The organism is Streptomyces sp. NPDC012508 (genome assembly GCF_042902595.1).
In the GTDB taxonomy this organism is placed as follows: Bacteria; Actinomycetota; Actinomycetes; order Streptomycetales; family Streptomycetaceae; genus Streptomyces.
The window spans coordinates 1-21,024 of the sequence record NZ_JBIBEO010000001.1; the positions used below are offsets into that span (position 1 = coordinate 1).

General features: G+C 75.2%; 2 protein-coding genes and 1 pseudogene. All 3 read right to left on the reverse strand.

Annotation, left to right across the window (positions count from 1 at the left end; translation table 11 throughout):
* A partial coding sequence (locus ACFY8U_RS00005; RefSeq protein ID WP_389566056.1) for an SDR family NAD(P)-dependent oxidoreductase occupies positions 1–6,167 on the reverse strand: 6,167 nt, incomplete at its 3' end.
* Positions 6,164–11,683 carry a type I polyketide synthase gene (locus ACFY8U_RS00010; RefSeq protein WP_389563496.1) on the reverse strand — a complete coding sequence of 1,840 codons (5,520 nt, stop codon included), beginning with the start codon at positions 11,681–11,683 and terminating at the stop codon, positions 6,164–6,166. The genes ACFY8U_RS00005 and ACFY8U_RS00010, both read right to left, overlap by 4 nt.
* A 2-nt stretch (positions 11,684–11,685) precedes the next feature.
* Positions 11,686–20,967, reverse strand: a pseudogene (locus ACFY8U_RS00015) (type I polyketide synthase); the annotation flags it as partial.
* Positions 20,968–21,024 lie beyond the last annotated feature (57 nt).

Here is a 21,024-nt window from a genome sequence, read left to right on the forward strand (position 1 = left end):
GCACACACCGCGTCGAACGCGTCCGCGAACACCGGGAAGGCGTCGTACAGCTCACGCCCCATCCCGACCCGCTGCGCACCCTGACCCGAGAACAGCAGCGCCAGGCGCGGTGCGTCGGGCGCGGCTCGTCCGGCGACGGCGTTGCCGAGGTCCCGCAGCGCGGCCGTCGCGCTCTCGCCGTCCGCCGCGAGGACCACCGCGCGGTGCTCCAGCATGCTCCTGGTGGCCGCCAGTGAGTACGCGACGTCGGCGAGCCGCTTCCCGGCCAGGGCATCGCGCAGCCGCTCCGCCTGTGCGGGCAGCGCATCCGCCGTACGGGCGGAGAGCAGCAGTGGCAGCAGCGGCGCTGCTTGCGGCGGCGTTCCGTCCGTCGCCTCCGGTTCCGTCGGCTCGTCGGCCGGCGCCGCCTCCAGGACCACGTGGGCGTTGGTGCCGCTCACCCCGAAGGAGGAGACACCGGCCCGGCGCGGCCGGCCCGTCTCCGGCCAGGGACGCGCCTGGGTCAGCAGCTCGACCGCGCCCGCCGACCAGTCGGCCTCGGGGGTCGGCGCGTCGACGTGCAGGGTCGCGGGCAGGGTGCCGTGCCGCATCGCCTGCACCATCTTGATCACCCCGGCGACGCCCGAAGCCGCCTGAGTGTGCCCGATGTTGGACTTCAGCGAGCCCAGCCACAGCGGTTCCGCGCGGTCCTGCCCGTACGTGGCCAGCAGCGCCTGCGCCTCGATCGGGTCGCCGAGCTTCGTGCCCGTGCCGTGCGCCTCCACCGCGTCCACCTCGGACGGCCTCAGGTCGGCGTCGGCGAGCGCCCGGCGGATCACGCGTCGCTGCGCGGGTCCGCTGGGGGCGCTCAGGCCGTTGGACGCGCCGTCCTGGTTGACGGCCGACCCGCGCACCACGGCCAGCACCTGGTGCCCGTTGCGCCGGGCGTCGGAGAGCCGCTCCACCAGCAGCACGCCGACGCCCTCGCCCCAGCCGGTGCCGTCGGCCGCGGCGGCGAAGGGCTTGCAGCGGCCGTCGGCGGCCAGCCCGAGCTGCCGGCTGAACTCCACGAAGGCGGTCGGCGTGGACATGACGGTCACGCCACCGGCGAGGGCCATCGAGCATTCCCCGGCCCGCAGTGCCCGCACCGCCAGATGCAGCGCCACCAGCGAGGACGAACACGCGGTGTCCACCGTGAGGGTGGGCCCCTCGAAGCCGAAGCTGTAGGCCACCCGGCCCGAGAGCACGGCCGCGGCGTTTCCGGCGCCCTGGTGCCCCTCGCTGACGTCGGGGTCGCCTGCGAGCAGCACCGGATAGTCCTGGCCGTTGGTGCCCGCGAACACTCCCGTGTCACTGCCGCGCAGCGCATCCGGGTCGATGCCCGCCTGCTCGAACACCTCCCACGCGGTCTGGAGCATGAGCCGCTGCTGCGGGTCCATGGCGAGCGCCTCGCGCGGCGAGAGGCCGAAGAAGCGGGCGTCGAACTCCGCGACGTCGCGGAGGAATCCGCCCTCGCGGACGTACGAGGCGCCCGCGCCGCCCTCCGGGTCGTACAGCCGTTCGGTGTCCCAGCCCCGGTCGCCGGGGAACCCGGAGATGCCGTCGCGGCCCTCGGCGACCAGGCGCCACAGCGCGTCCGGCGAGCTGATGTCACCGGGGAAGCGGCAGGCCATGCCGACGATCGCGATGGGCTCGGCGTCGGAGAGCGCGGACCTGGTCGCCGTCTCGGCCTCGTCGCCGTCGGTACCTCGCACGAGGTCGTCGAGGTGGGCGGCCAGCGCATCAGGGTTGGGGTGGTCGAAGACGACAGTGGCGGGCAGGGCGAGGCCGGTGGCCTCGGCCAGTCGGTCGCGCAGCTCGACGGCGGTCAGGGAGTCGAATCCCAGGTCCGTGAAGGCCCGGCGGGGACCGACGGCTTCGGTGTCGCGGTGACCGAGCACGGCGGCGACATGCCCGCGGACCAGCTCGGCCAGCTCGCGCCGCCGCTCCTTGGGGGCGAGTGCGGCGAGACGGGCCACCGTGGCGGAAACCGCACCGGGGTTCCGCTCCGCCGCCGGTCCGGCCGCTCCACCCTGCGGCCGGGTGACCGTGAGGCGGTCGAAGAGCCGCTGGGGCCGTACGGAGGTGATGGCCGGCACGAAGCGGGCCCAGTCCATGTCGGCCACGGCGACGCAGACGTCCCCGCCGTCCACGGCCGCACCCAGCGCTTCGAGCGCCTGCGCCGGGTCCATGGCGCGCAGGCCGCGCCGCCGCAGGTAGTCGGCGGTGTCCGCGGCGCCCGCCATGCCGCTGCCCGCCCACGGTCCCCACGCCACCGAGGTGGCGGGCAGTCCGCGGGCGGCGCGCCGCAGGGCGATCGCGTCCAGGGCCGCGTTCGCGGCCGCGTAGGCTCCCTGGCCGCCGCTGCCCCAGACGCCGGCGACCGAGGAGAACAGGACGAAGGCGTCGAGGTCCGCGCTCCGCAGCGCGTCGTCGAGGTGCAGTGCGCCGGTGACCTTGGCGGCCAGCACGTGGGCGATGTGCTCCTCCGAGACGTCGGCGAGCGTGCCGAACTCACCGCTTCCGGCGGCGTGCACCACGGCGTTCGGCGGGTGCGCGACCAGCAGGGCGTCGAGGGCGGCACGGTCGCCGATGTCGCAGGCGGCGACGGTGACCTCGGTCCCGGCCGCGGTGAGTTCGGAGGTCAGTTCGGCCATGCCCGGTGCTTCCGCGCCGCGCCGGCCGGCCAGCACTACGTGCGGTGCGCCGCGGCCCGCGAGCCAGCGGGCGACGTGTGCGCCGAGCGCCCCTGTGCCGCCGGTGACGAGCACGGTGCCCTGCGGCCGCCAGGGCGTGGCGGGACGCGGGGGCGCCGGCGCGAGGCGCCGGGCGAGGAGACCGCTCGCTCGTACGGCCACCTGGTCCTCGCCCCGGTGTGTGCCGGCGAGCACGGCGGCCATGTGGCGCGCGGCGTCCGTGCCGGGGTGCTCCGGCAGGTCGAGCGCGCCGCCCCAGCGGTGCGGTCGCTCCAGCGCTGCAACCCGGCCCATCGCCCACAGCTGTGCCGCGCCCGGGTCGGCGGGCTCGCCGTCGCCGGCCGCCACCGCGCCCTGGGTGAGCACCCAGACGGGGGCGCCGTCCCCGCGTACCGCGCCGGGCAGCGCGGCCAGCCCCCGCGACAGCCCCGGGTGCACGGGGTGCGGGCGGGGGTCGTACGGGAGGATCAGACCGTCGGCGGACGGATCGGGTACGGCGCCGAAGGTGACGGTCGCCCCGTGTGCGCGCAATGCCTCGGCGCACCAGGTGACCAGCCGGCGGGAGGCCGCGTCGGCGCCGGGCGCGTCACCGTCACTGGTGTCAGCGTCGGCCTCAGCCAGGATCTGCCAAGTGCCGCGCAGCGCGGGCGTCTCGGTCTCCGGCAGCGGCTCCCAGGTGTCGGTGTACCGCCAGCTCGCCGGACCACCGGTCTCAGGGGCGGGCGGCACGGACCAGTAGTGCTCGCGCCGGAAGGCGTACGTCGGCAGATCGACGACCCGGCCGCCCCAGTCGGCGGTGACCGCGGGCCAGTCGAGCGCCGCCCCCGCGGCGTGTGCGGCGGCGATGCCACGCCACCACGCACCGACCGGTTCGCGACCGGCGCGCTGCAGGGCGATGCATGCCACATCGTCGTCCGCGTCCAGACAGGAGCGGGCTGCGGCGGTGAGCACCCCGTCCGGGCCCACCTCCACGAAGCGCGTGACTCCCTTGTCCCGCAGCGTCCGCACGGCGTCGGCGAAGCGGACGGGCTCCCGGATCTGGCCCACCCAGTAGTCCGGCGTCGTCATGTCGCCGGGCGCCGTGGTGACGAGGGGGATCGTCGGGGCGTGGTACGTCAGCGACTTCGCGACGGACGCGAACTCGTCGAGCATCGGCTCCATCAGACGCGAGTGGAAGGCGTGCGAAACGGCCAGCCGCTTCACCCGTACGCCCTCGGAGCGCAGCCGCTCCTCCAGCACCGCGATCGCATCCGCGTCACCGGAGACCGTCACCGACGTCGGCCCGTTCACGGCCGCCAGGTCCACACCCTCGGGCAGCTCGAGCTCACCCTCGGCCGCCTCCACGGCCAGCATCGCACCGCCCGACGGCAGCGCGTCCATCAAACGCGCCCGCGCGGCGACGAGTGTGCCCGCGTCCTCCAGCGACAGCACGCCGGCGCAGTGCGCGGCGGCCAGTTCGCCGACCGAGTGCCCGACCAGGTGCCTCGGGACCAGCCCCCAGGACTCGGCGAGCCGGAACAGCGCCACCTCCAGCGCGAACAGCGCGCGCTGGGTGGTAGCGGTCCGTGCAAGCGCCGGACCCTCGCCGCACGCCCCGGCATCAAGACCTGTCGCACGGCACGCTGCCGCGAAAGCGTCCGCGAAGACGGGGAAGGCGTCCAGTCCCTGTCCCATTCCGGCCCATTGGGAGCCCTGCCCCGAGAAGAGGAAGGCCGTCCGGCCGGCTCGCGCCGTGCCCGTGACGGCCTCGGGCGCGGTTCCGGATGCGACCAGCGCACTTAGCCCGTCCAGCAGTTGACCACGGTCGGTTCCGAGGACGACGGCTCGGTGGTCCAGTGCGGACCGGGTGGTGGCGAGCGAGACGGCGAGATCGACGGCAGCGAGTTCGGGCCGGGCGGCGACGTGGGCGTGCAGCCGCTCCGCCTGGGCGCGCAGCGATTCCGCGTCGCGCCCGGAGAGCACCCAGGGCACGACGGAAGGTGCGGCAGACGGCACGGCGGACGGCGCGGCGCCCCGCTCCTGCCCCGGGCCGGTCTCCGCCTCCGCCGACTCCTCCTCGGGCGGCGCGCCCTCCAGGATCACGTGCGCGTTGGTGCCGCTCACCCCGAACGAGGAGACGCCCGCCCTCGGCGGCCGCCCGGTGTCGGGCCACGGCCGGTTCTCGGTGAGCAGTGCCACCGCACCCGCCGACCAGTCCACGTGCGGGCTGGGCGCGTCCACGTGCAGCGTGCGGGGCAGCACGCCGTGCCGCATCGCCTGCACCATTTTGATGACCCCGGCCACGCCGGAAGCGGCCTGCGTGTGCCCGATGTTGGACTTCAGGGAACCCAGCCAGAGGGGCTCCGCGCGGTCGGGGTCCTTGCCGTACGTGGCCAGCAGCGCCTTGGCCTCGATCGGGTCGCCGAGGGTGGTGCCGGTGCCGTGGCCCTCCACAGCGTCCACCTCGGCGGCCGAGAGCCGGGCGGCGGCCAGCGCGTCCAGGACGACGCGCCGCTGCGCCGGGCCGTTGGGGGCGGTGAGGCCGTTGGAGGCGCCGTCCGAGTTGACCGCCGAACCGCGCAGCACGGCCAGCACCCGGTGGCCGGCGCGACGCGCGTCGGACAGCTTCTCCAGCAGCACCATTCCGGCGCCCTCGCTCCAGCCGGTGCCGTCCGCCGCCGCCGCGAACGCCTTGCAACGGCCGTCGCGGGCCAGCCCCCGCTGCCTGCTGAACTCGACGAACGCGGCCGGGGTCGCGATCACGGTCACCCCGCCCGCGAGCGCCATGGTGCACTCGCCCCGGCGCAGCGCCTGCATCGCCAGGTGCAGCGCCACCAGGGACGACGAGCACGCGGTGTCCACCGTGACCGCGGGCCCTTCCAGGCCGAGGTTGTAGGCGATCCGGCCGGACAGCACGCTGGTCGCCGTGCCGGTGAGCGCATAGCCCGCCGCCTCCTCGGCGACGGGCACACCGGTGCCGTAGCCGGAGGACGCGGCCCCGACGTACACGCCGACCGGCGTGCCCCTGACTCCCTGGGGTGCGATCCCGGCCCGCTCGATGGCCTCCCAGGAGGCCTCCAGGACCAGACGCTGCTGCGGGTCCATCGCCTGGGCCTCGCGCGGGGAGATGCCGAAGAAGTCCGCGTCGAAGCAGCCCGCGTCATGGACGAAGCCGCCCTGGCGGGAGTAGGAGGTACCTTCTCCGCGCGAGTCCGGGTCGTAGAGGGCGCCGAGGTCCCAGCCGCGGTCGGCGGGGAAGTCGCTGATCCCGTCACCGCCCGCGGACACCAGGTCCCACAGCGCCTCGGGCGAGTCGATGCCGCCGGGGAGGCGACAGGCCATCCCGACGATGGCGACCGGTTCGTGCCCGGCGACGGCCAGTTCGCGGTTGCGGGTCTTGAGCCGGTCGTTCTCCTTGACCAGCGTGCGCAGGGCTTCGACGTAGCGTCCGTCGGCGGGCGCGGTCATGGTCAGTACTCCCCGTCGTCGGCGGCGACGAGACTCAGCAGAGCCTCGCCGTCCAGTTCGTCCACCGGATGCGCTGTCGCTGTGCCCGCGTCGTCCGGTTCCTCCCCCGCCATGCGCAGCAGGGGTTCGAGCAGTCCGGCCTCCCGGAGCCGGGACAGCGGCACCCGGGCGAGCGCGGCACGGATGCGCTGCTCGCCGTCGGCGGCGCCCGCGTCCGTACCCTCCGTACCGGCCGTGTCCGTGCCGGAGTCCGATGCCATGCCGCACTCCTCCAGGAGGTGTGCGGCGAGTTCGGCTGGCGTCGGGTAGTCGAAGACCACGGTGGCGGTCAGCGGCAGGCCGGTGGCGGCGTTGAGGCGGTTGCGCATCTCCACCGCTGTGAGCGAGTCGAAGCCGAGGTCCCGGAAGGCCCGGCCTGGTTCCACCTCGCCGCTGTTCGCGTGGCCGAGCACGAGTGCGGCCTGCGCCCGTACGAGATCGACGACCGTGTCGAGCCTGTCGTACGGCGGCAGAGCCAGCAGCCTCTCCCGCAGGTCGCCGGCCTCCTCGGGCTTCTCGGTCCCGGCGGAGTCGTCGCCGCCCGCCAGGCCGGCGAGCAGGGGACTGGGCCGGGCCGAGGAGAAGGCACGGGCGAAGGCGGGCCAGTCGACGCCTGCCACGGTCACGGTGGGCGCGGTGTCCGCCACCGCGTCGGCGAGTGCGTGCAGCGCGACGTCCGGGTCCATGGCGAGGACGCCCCGGCGCGCGAGCTCGCCCTCCGCTCCCCCGGCCATGCCCGCTCCGCGCCAGGCGCCCCAGGCGACACAGGTCGCGGACGCACCCCGGGCGGCCCGCCGCAGTGCCAGCGCGTCGAGGCGGGCGTTGGCGGCGGCATAGGCGGCCTGTCCGGCGCCGCCCCAGGTGGCGGCCACCGAGCCGAAGAGCACGAAGGCGTCGAGGTCGCCGCAGAGCGCGTCCAGGTGCTCGGCGCCGTCGGCCTTGCCCGCCCGCGCCGCCGTCAGGTCGTCCTCGGTCAGCTCCGGCAGTACGCCCAGTCCTCCGACGCCCGCGGCGTGCACGACCGCGTTCGGCGGATGCTCGGCCAGCAGCGCGGCGACCGCGTCCCGGTCGGCGAGGTCGCAGGCGACCACGGCGGTCCGCGCCCCCAGTTCCTCCAGTTCCGCGACGAGTTCACCGGCGCCGGGGGCGTCGGGTCCGCGCCGGCCGGCCAGGACCAGTCGCTCGGCGCCGTTGCGTGCCGCCCACCGGGCGACGTGCGCCCCGAGCGCACCGGTCCCGCCGGTGATGAGCACGGTGCCCCGGGGTCGCCAGGGCGCGGCGGTGACCGGGGGCGCGGGGGCCAGCCGCCGGACGAGCGGGGTGTCGCGGAGGGCGACCTGGTCCTCACCCGTGATCCCGGTGAGTACGGCGGCCAGCGCGGTCCCCGGCACTCCGGCCGGGGGCAGGTCGATCAGGCCGCCCCACAGCGACGAGTGCTCCAGCGCGGCCACCCGACCCAGCGCCCACAGGGCGTGGCCGCCCGCGCCGGGAGGTTCCTCGCCGGGGAGCGCGGCGGCGCCACGGGTGACACACCACAGCCGCGTCCCGGTGCCGGTCAGCGCCTGCACGAGGGCGAGGCCGTCGGCCACGGCGGTCTCGTCGTCCAGGCCGAGCAGCGACAGCACGCCCGTCCAGGGCTGTTCGGCCTCGGCCGCCTCCCGCAGACCCGCCGCCGTATCGGCCGGGTCGAGCACCTTCAGGTGCGGAGTGCCGCCGCAGCGCCGGATCGCCTCGGCGCACTCGGCCGCGGTCTCCTCGTGCCCGGGGCGGGCCAGCACCAGCCAGCCGCCCAGCAGGACCGGGTCGGCGGGGACGGCGATCGGGCACCACTCCTCGCGGTACCGCAGGTCCTGGGCGCGCGTGCGGCCGTGCCAGCCCGCCAGCACCGGCAGCACATCGCCGAGCCGCTCGCGGTCCTCGTCGCCGTCGACGCCGAGAAGCCCGGCCAGGGCTTCCGCGTCACCGCGGCGGACGGTGGACCAGAAGGTGTCGTCGACGACCACTTCGCCGGTCCCGCCCCACCCGCCGGACGCGGGGAGCGGCCAGTACCTCTGGTGCTGGAAGGCGTACGTCGGCAGATCCACGGCGCTCCCGCCGAGGCAACCGAAGACCGCCCGCCAGTCGACGTCCGCTCCGTGGACGTGCGCCCCTGCGACGGCGGCGAACAGCGTCCGTACGCCGTCACTCCCCGCACGCAGGGCAGGAACGGCGGGGGCGTCCTCGACGATGTGCGGGACGAGGGCGGACAGCGTGCCGTCCGGGCCGAGTTCGAGGAAGACCCGCACATCGGCAAGCGAGGCGATCGCGTCGGCGAACCGGACGGGCTCACGGATCTGACCGACCCAGTAGTCCGGCGTCGCGATGTCCCCGGAAGCAGTGGCAACGACGGGAATCGTCGGCGAGTGGTACGTCAACGACTTCGCGACGGACGCGAACTCGTCGATCATCGGCTCCATCAGACGCGAATGGAACGCATGGGAAACGGCCAGCCGCTTCACCCGTACGTTCTCCGCCCGGAGCCGCTCCTCCAGTACCGCGATCGCATCGGCGGCACCGGACACCGTCACCGACGTCGGCCCGTTGACCGCCGCAAGGTCCACACCCTCGGGCAGCTCAAGCTCACCCTCAGCCGCCTCGACGGCCAGCATCGCACCGCCCGACGGCAACGCATCCATCAAACGACCACGCGCCGAGACGAGAGCACACGCGTCGTCCAGAGACAGCACCCCGGCACAATGCGCAGCAGCCAGCTCACCGATCGAATGGCCCACCAGAACGTCCGGGGCCACGCCCCAGGACTCCACCAACCGGAACAGCGCCACCTCGACCGCGAACAGCCCCGCCTGCGCAAAGACCGTCCTAGCCAGAAGCTCCGCGTCCTCCCCGAACACCACCTCACGCAGAGGCAGTTCGAGATCCGCCCGCGCACACACCGCATCGAACGCGTCCGCGAACACCGGGAACGCCTCGTACAGCTCGCGCCCCATACCGACCCGCTGCGCACCCTGACCCGAGAACAGGAACGCCGTGTTCCCACCGCGCACCACACCGGACACGACCTGTGCAGAGGACTCACCGGCAGCAAGCGCACGCAACCCGGCCAACAGCTCCTCGCGGTCGCCACCGACGACGACCGCCCGGTGCTCCAACGCCGCCCGCCCCGTCGCCAGCGAGTACGCCAGGTCCGCCGGTTCGTGTATGCCGGCCGCCTCGAGCAGGCGGGCGGCCTGCGCGCGCAGCGCGGCGGCCGAGCGGCCCGACAGCAGGAAGGGCCGTGCCCCAGGCAGGACGGGCAGTACGGGCAGCGGTTCCGCCGGTTCCTCGGCCGGCGCAGCCTCCAGGACCACGTGCGCGTTGGTACCGCTCACGCCGAAGGAGGAGACTCCGGCCCGGCGCGGCCGGCCCGTCTCCGGCCAGGGACGCGCCTCGGTCAGCAGCTCGACCGCACCCGCCGACCAGTCCACCTGTCGGGTCGGCTCGTCCACGTGCAGCGTCGCCGGGAGCACTCCCCGGCGGATCGCCTCCACCATCTTGATGACTCCGGCGACACCGGCGGCGGCCTGGGTGTGCCCCATGTTGGACTTCACCGAGCCGAGCCACAGCGGCCGTTCCGGGTCCCGGCCCTGCCCGTACGTGGCCAACAGCGCCTGTGCCTCGATCGGGTCACCCAGTGTCGTGCCCGTGCCGTGCGCCTCCACCGCGTCCACCTCGGACGCCTCGAGACCGGCGGCGGCCAGCGCGGCACGGATCACCCGCTGCTGCGCGGGGCCGTTCGGCGCGGTCAAGCCGCTGGACGCGCCGTCCTGGTTGACGGCCGATCCACGCACCACGGCAAGCACCTGGTGCCCGTTGCGCCGGGCGTCGGAGAGCCGCTCCACCAGCAGCACGCCGACACCTTCGCCCCAGCCCGTGCCGTCGGCCGCGGCGGCGAAGGACTTGCAGCGGCCGTCGGCGGCGCTGCCCTCCTCGAAGCCGAATCCGGAGAACATCGTGGGCGCGGACATCACGGTGACCCCGCCGGCCAGGGCGAGGTCGCACTCGCCGGCGCGCAGCGCCTGCGCTGCCAGATGCAGGGCGACGAGCGACGACGAGCACGCGGTGTCCACCGTGACGGCCGGGCCCTGCAGCCCGAAGGTGTAGGAGACGCGGCCGGAGAGGACGCTGGCGGCGTTGGCCGTACCCAGGTAGCCCTCGAGCGCGGCCGGGTCGATCACCGACGGATAGTCGTGGTACATCGCGCCGGCGAAGACGCCGGTCCGTCCGCCGCGCAGGGTGCGGATGTCGATGCCGGCCCGCTCGACCGCCTCCCACGAAGCCTCCAGGAGCAGCCGCTGCTGCGGGTCGGTGGCGGCGGCCTCGCGGGGGCTGATGCCGAAGAGGGCGGCGTCGAACTCGCCCGCGTCGTACACGAATCCGCCGCGCCGCCCGGGGTCGGACGCCTCCGGCGTGCCCCAGCCCCGGTCGGTGGGCAGGGGGCCGAGTGCGTCCGTGCCGGACGCGACGAGCTCCCACAGGTCCTCCGGGGAGCGCACGCCGCCGGGGTACCGGCAGGCCATGCCGATCACCGCGATCGGCTCGGCCGCGCGCTCCTCCAGGTCGCGCACGCGGCGGTTCGCGTCGCGCAGCTCCGCCGTGGCGCGCTTCAGGTAGGCCAGCAGCTTCTCCTGCTGGTCCGGGTGCGTGTCGGCCATGATCTGCTGTCCGCGTCCTCTCACGACGTTTCGAACTCGTTGTCCAGCAGCGCGAAGACCTCGTCCGCCGAGGCGGCGTCCAGGTCCTTCTCGTCTTCGTCCCGGGCGTCCTGCCCGCCGCTCCACCGGCCGGCCAGCGCCCGCAGCCGGGCCGCCACCCGGGCCCGGTCCTCGTCGTCGGCCTCGACCTGTTCCAGCCCGGCCTCCAGGCGGGCGAGTTCGGCCAGCAGGCCGTCCACCGCCCGCCCCGGTTCGGGGGCCAGTTGGGTGCGGAGGTGGCGGGCGACGTCGGCGGCCGTGGGGTGGTCGAAGACCAGCGTGGCGGGCAGCCGTAGCCCGGTGGCGGCGGAGAGCCTGTTGCGCAGTTCGACCCCGGTGAGGGAGTCCAGGCCCATCTCCAGGAAGCCCCGGTCGGCGTCCACGGCGCCCGGCGAGGCGAAGCCGAGGGCGGCGGCCAGCTGGCCGCGTACCAGGTCGAGCAGGATGCGCCGCTGTTCGGCCTCCGGGGCTCCGGAGAGCTTGGTCCGCAGTGCGGCCGGGTCGCCGGAGCCGGAGACGGTCCGCTGCTCCTGGCGGGGCGCCAGGACGCGCAGCAGCGGGTGCACGTGGGTGCGACCGCGCAGGGCCGCGGGCTGGAGCGCCACCGGCACCACCAGTGCCCGGTCGGCCGCGCAGCCCGCCGAGAAGGCGGCCATGCCGTCCTCCGTGGTGAGGGCGCCCATGCCGGATCGCGCGACCCGGCGTACGTCGGCCTCGGTGAGCGTCTCGGTCAGTCCGGTGCGTTCGGCCCACGGCCCCCAGGCCAGCGACACGGCGGGCAGCCCGAGCCGGCGGCGGTGCGCGGCGAAGGCGTCGAGGAAGACGTTGGCCGCCGCGTAGTTGGCCTGTCCCGCGCCGCCCAGTACACCTGCGGCGGAGGAGAAGAGCGCGAACGCCGAGAGCTCGCTGTCCCGGGTGAGTTCGTGGAGGTTGACGGCGCCCCGCACCTTGGGCGCGAGCACGCGGGCGACGCTCTCGTCCGTCATGCCGGTGAGCACACCGTCGTCAAGGACGGCTGCGGTGTGCACCACGGCGGTCAGCGGGTGCGCGTCGGGGATCGTGGCGAGCGTGCGGGCCAGTGCCTCGCGGTCGGCGATGTCGCAGGCGGCGACGGTGGCCTCGGCGCCCAGCTCCGCTAGTTCGGCGACCAGTTCTTCCGCACCGGGCGCGTCCGGCCCGCTCCGGCTGAGCAGCAGCAGGTGGCGTACGCCGTGGTGCTGGGCCAGGTGCCGGGCGAGGGCGCGGCCGAGGGTGCCGGTGGCGCCGGTGACGAGCACCGTACCGTCGGGCGTGTCCAGGCCGGTGGGCTCCGTCGCTTTGGGGACGGGCATCCGGACGAGTCGGGGCACGAGGGCCCGGCCGTCCCGTACGGCGACCTCGGTCTCACCCGCGTCCAGTGCGGCGGTGACGGCGGCGCGCAGTACGGCGGGGTCGGTGCCGGCCTCGGGCCCGGTGGCCGGGTCCAGGTCGACGAGCACGAACCGGCCCGGATGCTCGGCCTGGGCGGAGCGGATCAGGCCCCGTACGGGGGCGTTGACGAGGTCCGTGAGGTCGTCGTCGCCGGTGGCGACGGCTCCGCGGGTGACCACGGCCAGGGGCTGTGTGGCGTGCTGCTCGTCGGCCAGCCGGTCGCGGACCAGGGCGAGGGCGCGGGTGACGGCCGCTTCGACCGCGGAGGCCGGGTCGGCGCCGGGGACACCGTCGGTGAAGGTGGCGACGGCGTACCCGTCGTCACCGGTCGCGGTGGCCGGGAGCGCGAGCTCGGTCGCCCACTCCACGTGGAACAGGGTGGTGGCCAGGCCGCGGCGGGCGGCGGACAGTTCTGTGCCGACCGGGCGGGCCACCAGGGCGCCCACGCCTCCGGCGGGTGTGCCGGTGTCGTCGTGGAGGGCGAGGCCGACGCCGTCGCCGGACTCGGTGAGCCGCACCCTGAGCACCCTGGAGGCGGTGGCGGGCAGGGACACCTCGCGCCACATGAAGGGGAGTTCGGCGGGTCGGTCGGTCCTGTCCCCGTCCCCTTCGCGCATGCCTCGCAGAAGTCCGATGCCGTGCAGGGCGGCGTCGAGGAGTGCCGGGTGGAGCGCGAAGCCGTCGGCGGACACGCCGTCGGGGAGCTGCACCTCGGCGAAGAGTTCGCCGTCGCGGTGCCAGGCGCCGGTCAGTCCGCGGAAGGCGGGGCCGTAGCTGTAGCCGGCGTCGGCGATGCCTTCGTAGAAGCCGTCGAGCGTGAGCGGCTCGGCGCCCGGCGGGGGCCAGGCGGTGAGTGCGGTGGCGGGCCGCGCGGTCTGCGCGGCGGGTGCCAGGGTGCCGGTGGCGTGCCGGACCCATGGGGCGTCCGGGAGGTCGGCGTCGCGTGCGTGGACGGACACCTCGCGGCGGCCTGCCTCGCCGGGGGCGCCGACCGTGAGCTGCACCGCGACGGAGCCGTGTTCGCCGAGCACCAGCGGTGCGCCCAGGGCCAGTTCCTCCAGCACCGGGCAGCCGGCCTGCACTCCGGCGTGGAGGGCCATCTCCACGAACGCGGTGCCCGGCAGCAGCACGGTGCCGAGGACGGCGTGGTCGGCCAGCCAGGGATGCGTACGCAGGGAGAGCCGGCCGGTGTACACGGTGCTCGCGCCGTCGGCGAGCGTCAGTGCGGCGGTCAGCAGCGGGTGTCCCGTACTGCCCAGGCCCGCCGCGCCGAGATCGCCGGTGCCTGCGGGCGCGGGCTCCAGCCAGTAGCGCTCGCGCTGGAAGGGGTACGGCGGCAGGGCGACGGTTCGTACCGGCAGCCCGGCGAGCGGCGCGGTGAGGTCGGCGGCGCCGCCGTGCACGTGGAGTTCGGCGACGGACAGGAGGAAGCGTTCCATGCCGCCCTCGTCGCGGCGGAGCGTGCCGAGCACGGTCACCTCGCCCGGGTCGAGGCCGGGGATGTCATCGAGGATCTCGCCGAGCGCGGGGGCGAGGACCGGGTGCGGGCCGATCTCCACCAGGAACCGGGCGCCCTGCTCCACCAGTCCGCGCACGCCCCGGTCCAGGTCGACGGGGGTGGCGAGGTTGCGCTGCCAGTAGGTGGCGTCGAGGAGCGTGCCGTCCGTCCGCTCCCCGGTGACGGTGGAGTGGAACGGCACGGTGCCCGTGCGGGGTTCGAGGTCGGCGACGAGGCGTGCCAGCTCCTCGGCCATCGGCTCCACCTGGGCGCAGTGCGAGCTGAAGTCCACCCGGACCCTGCGGACCCGGACGCCGTCCTTCTCGCAGGCCTCGAGGAAGTCGTCGAGCGCCTGGCGTTCCCCGGCGACGACGGACGACGCGGGGCCGTTGATCCCGGCGAGGGAGAGCCGTGCGCCCCACGGTTCCAGCAGCTCGCGGGTCCTGTCGGGGGTCAGGGCCACGGATGCCATGCCGCCCAGGCCGGCCACCGGGAGAAGTACGGTGCCGCGCAGGGCGACGATCCGGGCCGCCTCCGCGCGGGTGAGCGCGCCGGAGACGTAGGCGGCGGCGATCTCGCCCTGGGAGTGGCCGAGGACCATGTCGGGTTCGACGCCGTGTGCCCGCCAGAGGGCGACGAGTGCCGCGGTCACGGCGAACAGCACGGCCGGTGTCACGTCGACCCGGTCCAGTGGCGGGGCGCCCTCGGCGCCGCGCAGCACGTCGATCGGCGACCAGTCCACGTGGCGGGCGAGTTCCTCGGCGCACGCGTACAGCTCGGCGGCGAAGACCTCGGAGTTGTCCATCAGTTCGACCGCCATGCCCGCCCACTGGCCGCCTTGGCCGGGGAAGACGAAGGCGACCTTGCCGGGCCGTACGGCGCCGCGGACCAGGTGCGGAGCGGCCTCACCGCGGGCCAGGGCGGCCAGTGCGCTGCGACGGTCGGTGTCGTCGGCCGCGACGACGGCGGCCCGGTGTTCGAGCAGGGCGCGGCCTGTGCTCAGCGAGTTGGCGAGGTCGGCGGGATGGGCGGCGGGGGCCGTGTCCAGGTGCTCGAGGAGCCGGCGGGCCTGGGCGCGCAGTGCTTCCGCGCCGCGGGCGGACAGGATCCAGGGCGCGACCACGCCGTCGAGTTCGGGGGCGCCGCCTGCCACGGGGGCGTCGTCGGACGCCGGGGCGTCCACGGGCGCCGGGTCGCCGTCGGGCTCGGTGGCGCGCTCCGGGTCCTGGTCGGCCGCGGGCTCCGGGACGTACTGCTCAAGGACCAGGTGGGCGTTGGTGCCGCTGCCGCCGAAGGAGGACACGGCGGCCCGCCGGGGGCGCCCGCCGGTGTCCGGCCAGGGGGTGGTCTCGGTCAGCAGCTCGACCGCTCCCGTGGACCACTCGACGTGCGGGGTCGGCTCGTCGATGTGCAGCGTCTTGGGCAGGATGCCCTCGCGCAGCGACATGACGGTCTTGATGACACCTCCCACGCCTGCCGCCGACTGGGTGTGCCCGATGTTGGACTTCACCGAGCCGAGCCACAGCGGCCGGTCCTCGGGTCGGTTCCGGCCGTACGTCGCCAGGATCGACTGGGCCTCGATGGGGTCTCCGAGGGTGGTGCCCGTGCCGTGCGCCTCCACGGTGTCGATGTCGTCGGTGTCCAGGCGGGCGTTGGCCAGCGCCTGGCGGATGACCTTCTGCTGGGCGCGACCGCTGGGGGCGGTCAGGCCGTTGGACGCGCCGTCCTGGTTGACGGCGGTGCCACGGATCAGCGCGAGGACCGGGTGCCCCTTGCGCAGCGCGTCCGAGAGGCGTTCGACCAGGATCACGCCGACCCCTTCGCCCCAGCCGGTGCCGTCGGCCGCGGCGGCGAACGGCTTGCACCGTCCGTCGGGCGCGAGGCCGCGCTGGCGGCTGAATTCCGTGAAGGAGGCGGGGGTGGCGAGGACGGCGGCGCCGCCCGCGACCGCCATGTCGCACTCGTTCTGCCGCAGTGCCTGGCAGGCGAGGTGGATGGCCACGGCGGAGGACGAGCAGGCCGTGTCGACGGTGGCGGCGGGTCCTTCGAGGCCGAAGGTGTAGGAGATGCGGCCGGACGCGGCGGCGGTGCCGGTGCCGGCGAGGAAGAAGCCCTCGGCCTCGCTGCCCGCCTGCTGGGCCCCGATGCCGTAGCCGACGAACGACGTGCCGACGAAGACGCCGGTCGCGCTGCCCCGCAGGGACAACGGGTCGATCGTGGCCCGTTCCATCGCCTCCCAGGTCGCCTCGAGCAGCAGTCGCTGCTGCGGGTCGGTGGCGACGGCCTCGCGAGGGCTGATGCCGAAGAGGGCGGCGTCGAAGTGGGAGGCGTCGGTGAGGAATCCGCCCTCGTTGACGTAGGAGGTGCCGGGGCGGTCGGGGTCGGGGTCGTAGAGGTTGTCGAGGTCCCAGCCGCGGTCCTGCGGGAAGGGCCCCACGGCGTCGACGCCGTCCAGCACCAGCCGCCACAGGTCCTCGGGCGAGTCGGCGCCGGCGTAGCGGCAGCTCATGCCGATCACGGCCAGCGGCTCGTCCTCGGCTGTGCCCGTGGCACGGGCCGCGGTGTCCTCGGCCGCCGCCTCCTCGCCGAGCACCTCGGCGAGGAGGTGGGCGGCCAGGTCGGCGGGGGTGGGGTGGTCGAACACCAGGGTGGGAGGCAGCTTGCGGCCCGTGGCGGTCTGCAGGCGGTTGCGCACGTCGACGGCCATCAGCGAGTCGAAGCCCAGGTCGCGGAAGGCGCGGCCGGCCTCGATCTTGGCGGAGTCGGCGTAGCCGAGCGCGGCGGCGGCGTGGCCGCGTACGAGATCCAGCAGGTGCTGGGTGCGCTGCGGCCCGTTCAGTGCGAGCAGCGCGTCGCGCAGTGCGTCGACCTCGCCGGGCCCGTCGGCCTGGGATGCGGGAGCCGCGAGCGCCGCCTCGGCCTCCGGGATGTCCATGATCAGCGGCCGGGCGCGGCCCGCGGTGTAGCCGGGCGTGAAGCGTGCCCAGTCGATGTCGGCGACGGTCAGGCAGGTCTCGTCGGCGTCCAGTACCTGGTCGAGTGCCTCGAGGGCGAGGCGCGGTTCCATGGCGTGCAGCCCGCGCCGGCCGAGTTCGGCGGCGGCGTGCCCGTCGTCGGCCATGCCGCCCTCGGCCCAGCCGCCCCAGGCGACGGCGGTGGCGGACAGGCCCCGGGCCCGCCGGTCCAGGGCGAGCGCGTCGAGCTCGGCGTTGGCGGCCGCGTAGGCGGCCTGGCCGGCGCCGCCCCAGACGCCCGCGCCGGAGGAGAAGAGGACGAACGTGCCGACGTCACCGGCCAGTTCGTCCAGGTGCCGGGCGCCTTCGGTCTTGGCGGCGGCGACCGCGGCGAACTCGGTCTCGTCGCAGTCGGCGAGCGCGGTCGCCTGCGGCACGCCGGCGGCGTGGATCACCGCGTCGGCGGGGTGCTCGGCGAGGAGCGCGGCGATCTGGTCCCGGTCGGTGACGTCGCAGGCGGCGACGACCGTCTCGACACCCCGGTCGGTCAGCTCGGCGGCCAGTTCCCGGGCGCCGGGGGCGTCCGGGCCGCGGCGGCCGGTGAGGACGAGCTTGCGTGCGCCCCGGTCGGCCATGTGGTGCGCGAGATGCCGTCCGATGCCGCCGGTGCCACCGGTGATCAGCACGGTGGAGCCGGGCTGCCAGGACCGCACCGGCGTGCTCCGCGGTGCCCGGACCATGCGGCGGACGAAGACGCCGGCGGGGCGGAGGGCCAGCTGGTCCTCCGTACCGGAGCCGTCGGACTCCCCGGGGCTCGCGGACTGTTGCGCGAGCAGCCGCAGCAACCGGTTCAGGACTCGGTCGTCCGGTTGTTCGGGCAGGTCGACGAGGCCGCCCCAGCAGTCGGGCCGTTCCAGTCCGGCCACCAGGCCAAGACCCCAGGTGGCTGCCTGGGCGGTGTCCCGTACCGGGTCCACGCGGCCGACGGAGACGGCGCCGCTCGTGATCAGGTGGACCGGTACCGCGACCGGGCGGGCGGCGGCGGTGCGCAGCAGCGCGAGGTTCTGCGCGGCTCCGGTGCTGACGCCGGTGTGGTCGGGGTGCGGTCGGGAGTCGAGGGCGAGCAGTGAGATCACCCCGGACAGCTGCTCTTCCTCGGGCGGTCCGGCGGGCGCGGTCACGCGGGCTTCGCCGCCGGCCTGCTCCACCAGTACGGCGAGCCGGCCGGCCAGTTCCTCCTGTGCCGGGCCCGCGACGATCGCCCAGGTGCCGGTCAGCGCGGGCCTTGCGGGACCTGTAAGGGGCAGCGGCTTCCACTCCACCCGGTAGCGCCAGCCGTCCACCGTGGACCGGTCGTGGGAACGCCGCCGCCATGCCGCGAGCGCGGGCAGTACGGGGGCGAGGGCATCGGTGCCGAGGGACTCGGCGAGCGCCTCGGTGTCGCCGTCCTCCACGGCGGCCCAGAACCGGCCCTCCTCGGCCGTGCCGCTCCCGGCGGGGGCGGTCGTCTCCTCGGGGGCGGGCTCCCACCAGTAGCGGTCCCGCTGGAAGGGGTAGGTGGGCAGGTCAACGGCGGCGCCGTGGGACGGCCAGGCGGGCTCGACGCCCCGGGTGAACGCCTCGGCGAGCGAGACGGAGAACCGCTCGAGCCCGCCTTCCTCGCGGCGCAGCGAGGTCAGCAGCACGGGGTCGGGTGCGCCGGCGTCCTCGGCGGTCTCCTGGACGGACCCGCCGAGCGCCGGGTGGGGGCTGCACTCGACGAAGACGCCGAACTCGTCGGCGAGCAGGGCGCGCGTGGCCGGGGCGAACTGCACGGTCTGCCGCATGTTGCGGTACCAGTACTCCGCGTCCAGCGTCGTGGTGTCGAGCAGGCCGCCGGTGACCGTGGAGTAGAAGGGGATACGGGAGGCGCGCGGCCGGACGGGTGCCAGGACCTCGAGGGCCTCCTCGCGCAGTGGTTCGACGACGACCGAGTGCGCCGCGCCCTTGATGCGGAGCTTGCGGCAGCGGACGCCCTCGGCCTCCAGCGTCGCGAGGAACTCGTCCAGCGGTGCCTCGTCGCCGGCGACGGAGACGGACGACACCCCGTTGACGGCGGCGATGCTGAGTGCGCCGGCCCAGCGTTCCAGCCGCGCCTCCGCCTCGGGCGCGGGCAGCGACACGGAGGCGATCGCGCCCTGGCCGACCACCCGGGAGAGCAGACGGCTCCGGTGGGTGACGATCAGCGCGGCGTCCTCCAGGGTGAGGGCTCCGGCGAGGTGGGCGGCGGCGATCTCGCCCTGCGAGTGGCCGACGACGGCCTCCGGTTCGACGCCGTGTTCGCGCCAGAGCCCGGCGAGCGCCACCATCATCGCGAACAGCACGGGCTGGATGACCTCGACCCGGCTGAGGTCCGCGGCCCCGGGCCGACCGCGCAGCGTGTCCTCGACCGACCAGTCGAGGTGTTCCTCCAGCGCCTGGGCGCAGGTGCGCAGCGTGTCACGGAAGGACGCGGACTCGTCCAGGAGCCGGTCGGCCATGCCGGGCCACTGCGAGCCCTGGCCGGGCAGGACGAACGCCACCCGGCCGGTCCGCGCCGCCGTCCCCGTCACCAGCCCGGGCGCGGTTGCGCCGTCGGCGAGGGCGGTCAGCCGCTCGCGGTGGCCGGGGCCGAGGAGCACGGCGCGGTGCTCGAAGCGGGAGCGGGTGGCGGCCAGGGAGTGGGCCACGTCGCGGTCGGAGAGCGCGGGATGGGTGTCGAGGTGGTCGGCGAGCCGCCGTGCCTGGGCGCGCAGGGCGTCGGGGGTGCGGGCGGAGAGCAGCCAGGGCAGGTCGACCGGCGACACCGGGCCGGTCCCCGGCGCGGTGTCGGGCACGGTGCCGGGCTCGGTGCCGGGCTCGGTGTCGGGCACGTCCGTGGCCGGCACCGGTTCCGGAAGGGCCTGCTCCAGGATGGTGTGGGCGTTGGTCCCGCTCATGCCGAACGAGGAAACGGCCGCTCGGCGCGGACGGCCGGCGTCCGGCCACTCCAGGCTTCCGGTCAGCAGCCGGACTCCGTTGTCGTCCCAGTCCACGTGCCGGCTGGGTTCGGTGATGTGCAGGGAGCGCGGCAGCACGCCGTGGCGCAGGGCCATCACCATCTTGATGATCCCGGCGACGCCGGCGGCCGACTGGGTGTGCCCGATGTTGGACTTCACCGAGCCCAGCCAGAGCGGCTGTTCCTCGTCCCGTCCACGCCCGTACGTGGCCATCAGGGCCTGGGCCTCGATGGGGTCGCCGAGTTCTGTCCCGGTGCCGTGCGCCTCGACCGCGTCCACATCGGCGGTGTCCAGGCCAGCGTCGGCGAGCGCAGCCCGGATGACGCGCTGCTGGGCGGGGCCGTTGGGCGCGGTGAGGCCGTTGGACGCGCCGTCCTGGTTGACCGCGCTGCCGCGCACCAGGGCGAGGACCGGGTGCCCGTTGCGCCGCGCGTCGGAGAGCCGTTCGACCAGGAGCATCCCGACGCCCTCGCCCCAGCCGGTGCCCTCGGCATCGGAGGAGAAGGCCCTGCAGCGGCCGCCGGGCGCGAGCGCGCCGCCCTGCGCGGCGTCGGCGAACATGCTCGGCGTCGTCATGATGGTGGCGCCGCCCGCCAGCGCCATCGAGCACTCGCCGCGGCGCAGCGCGCCGATGGCCAGGTGCAGCGCCACCAGCGACGACGAGCACGCGGTGTCCACGGTCACCGCCGGTCCTTCGAGCCCGAACGTGTAGGCCAGCCGGCCGGAGATGACGCTCGTCGCGGTGCCGGTGAGCATGTGCGGGCGGGAGCCCTCGGGTACGTCGAACCGGCCGATGCCGTAGCCGGAGGTGGCCGTGCCGATGTACACGCCGGTGGAACTGGCGCGCAGCCGTGCCGGATCGACGCCGGCTCGTTCGAAGGCCTCCCACGAGGTCTCGAGCAGCAGCCGCTGCTGCGGGTCCATGGCCAGCGCCTCGCGCGGGGAGATGCCGAAGAAGGCCGGGTCGAATCCGGCGGCCTCGTAGAGGAAACCGCCCTCAAAGGTCCGCCGGTCGCCGGGCTCCTCGGTCTCGCCGTAGAGGGTGGCCAGGTCCCAGGCGCGGTCGGTGGGGAAGTCCCCGATGGCGTCGGTCTCGTCGGCGACGATCCGCCACAGCGCCTCGGGAGTGTCGGCCCCGCCGGGGAAGCGGCAGGCCATACCGACGATCGCGATGGGGTCGTCGTCGGCCGTTCCGGGGGTCGGGGCGGGCGGGGC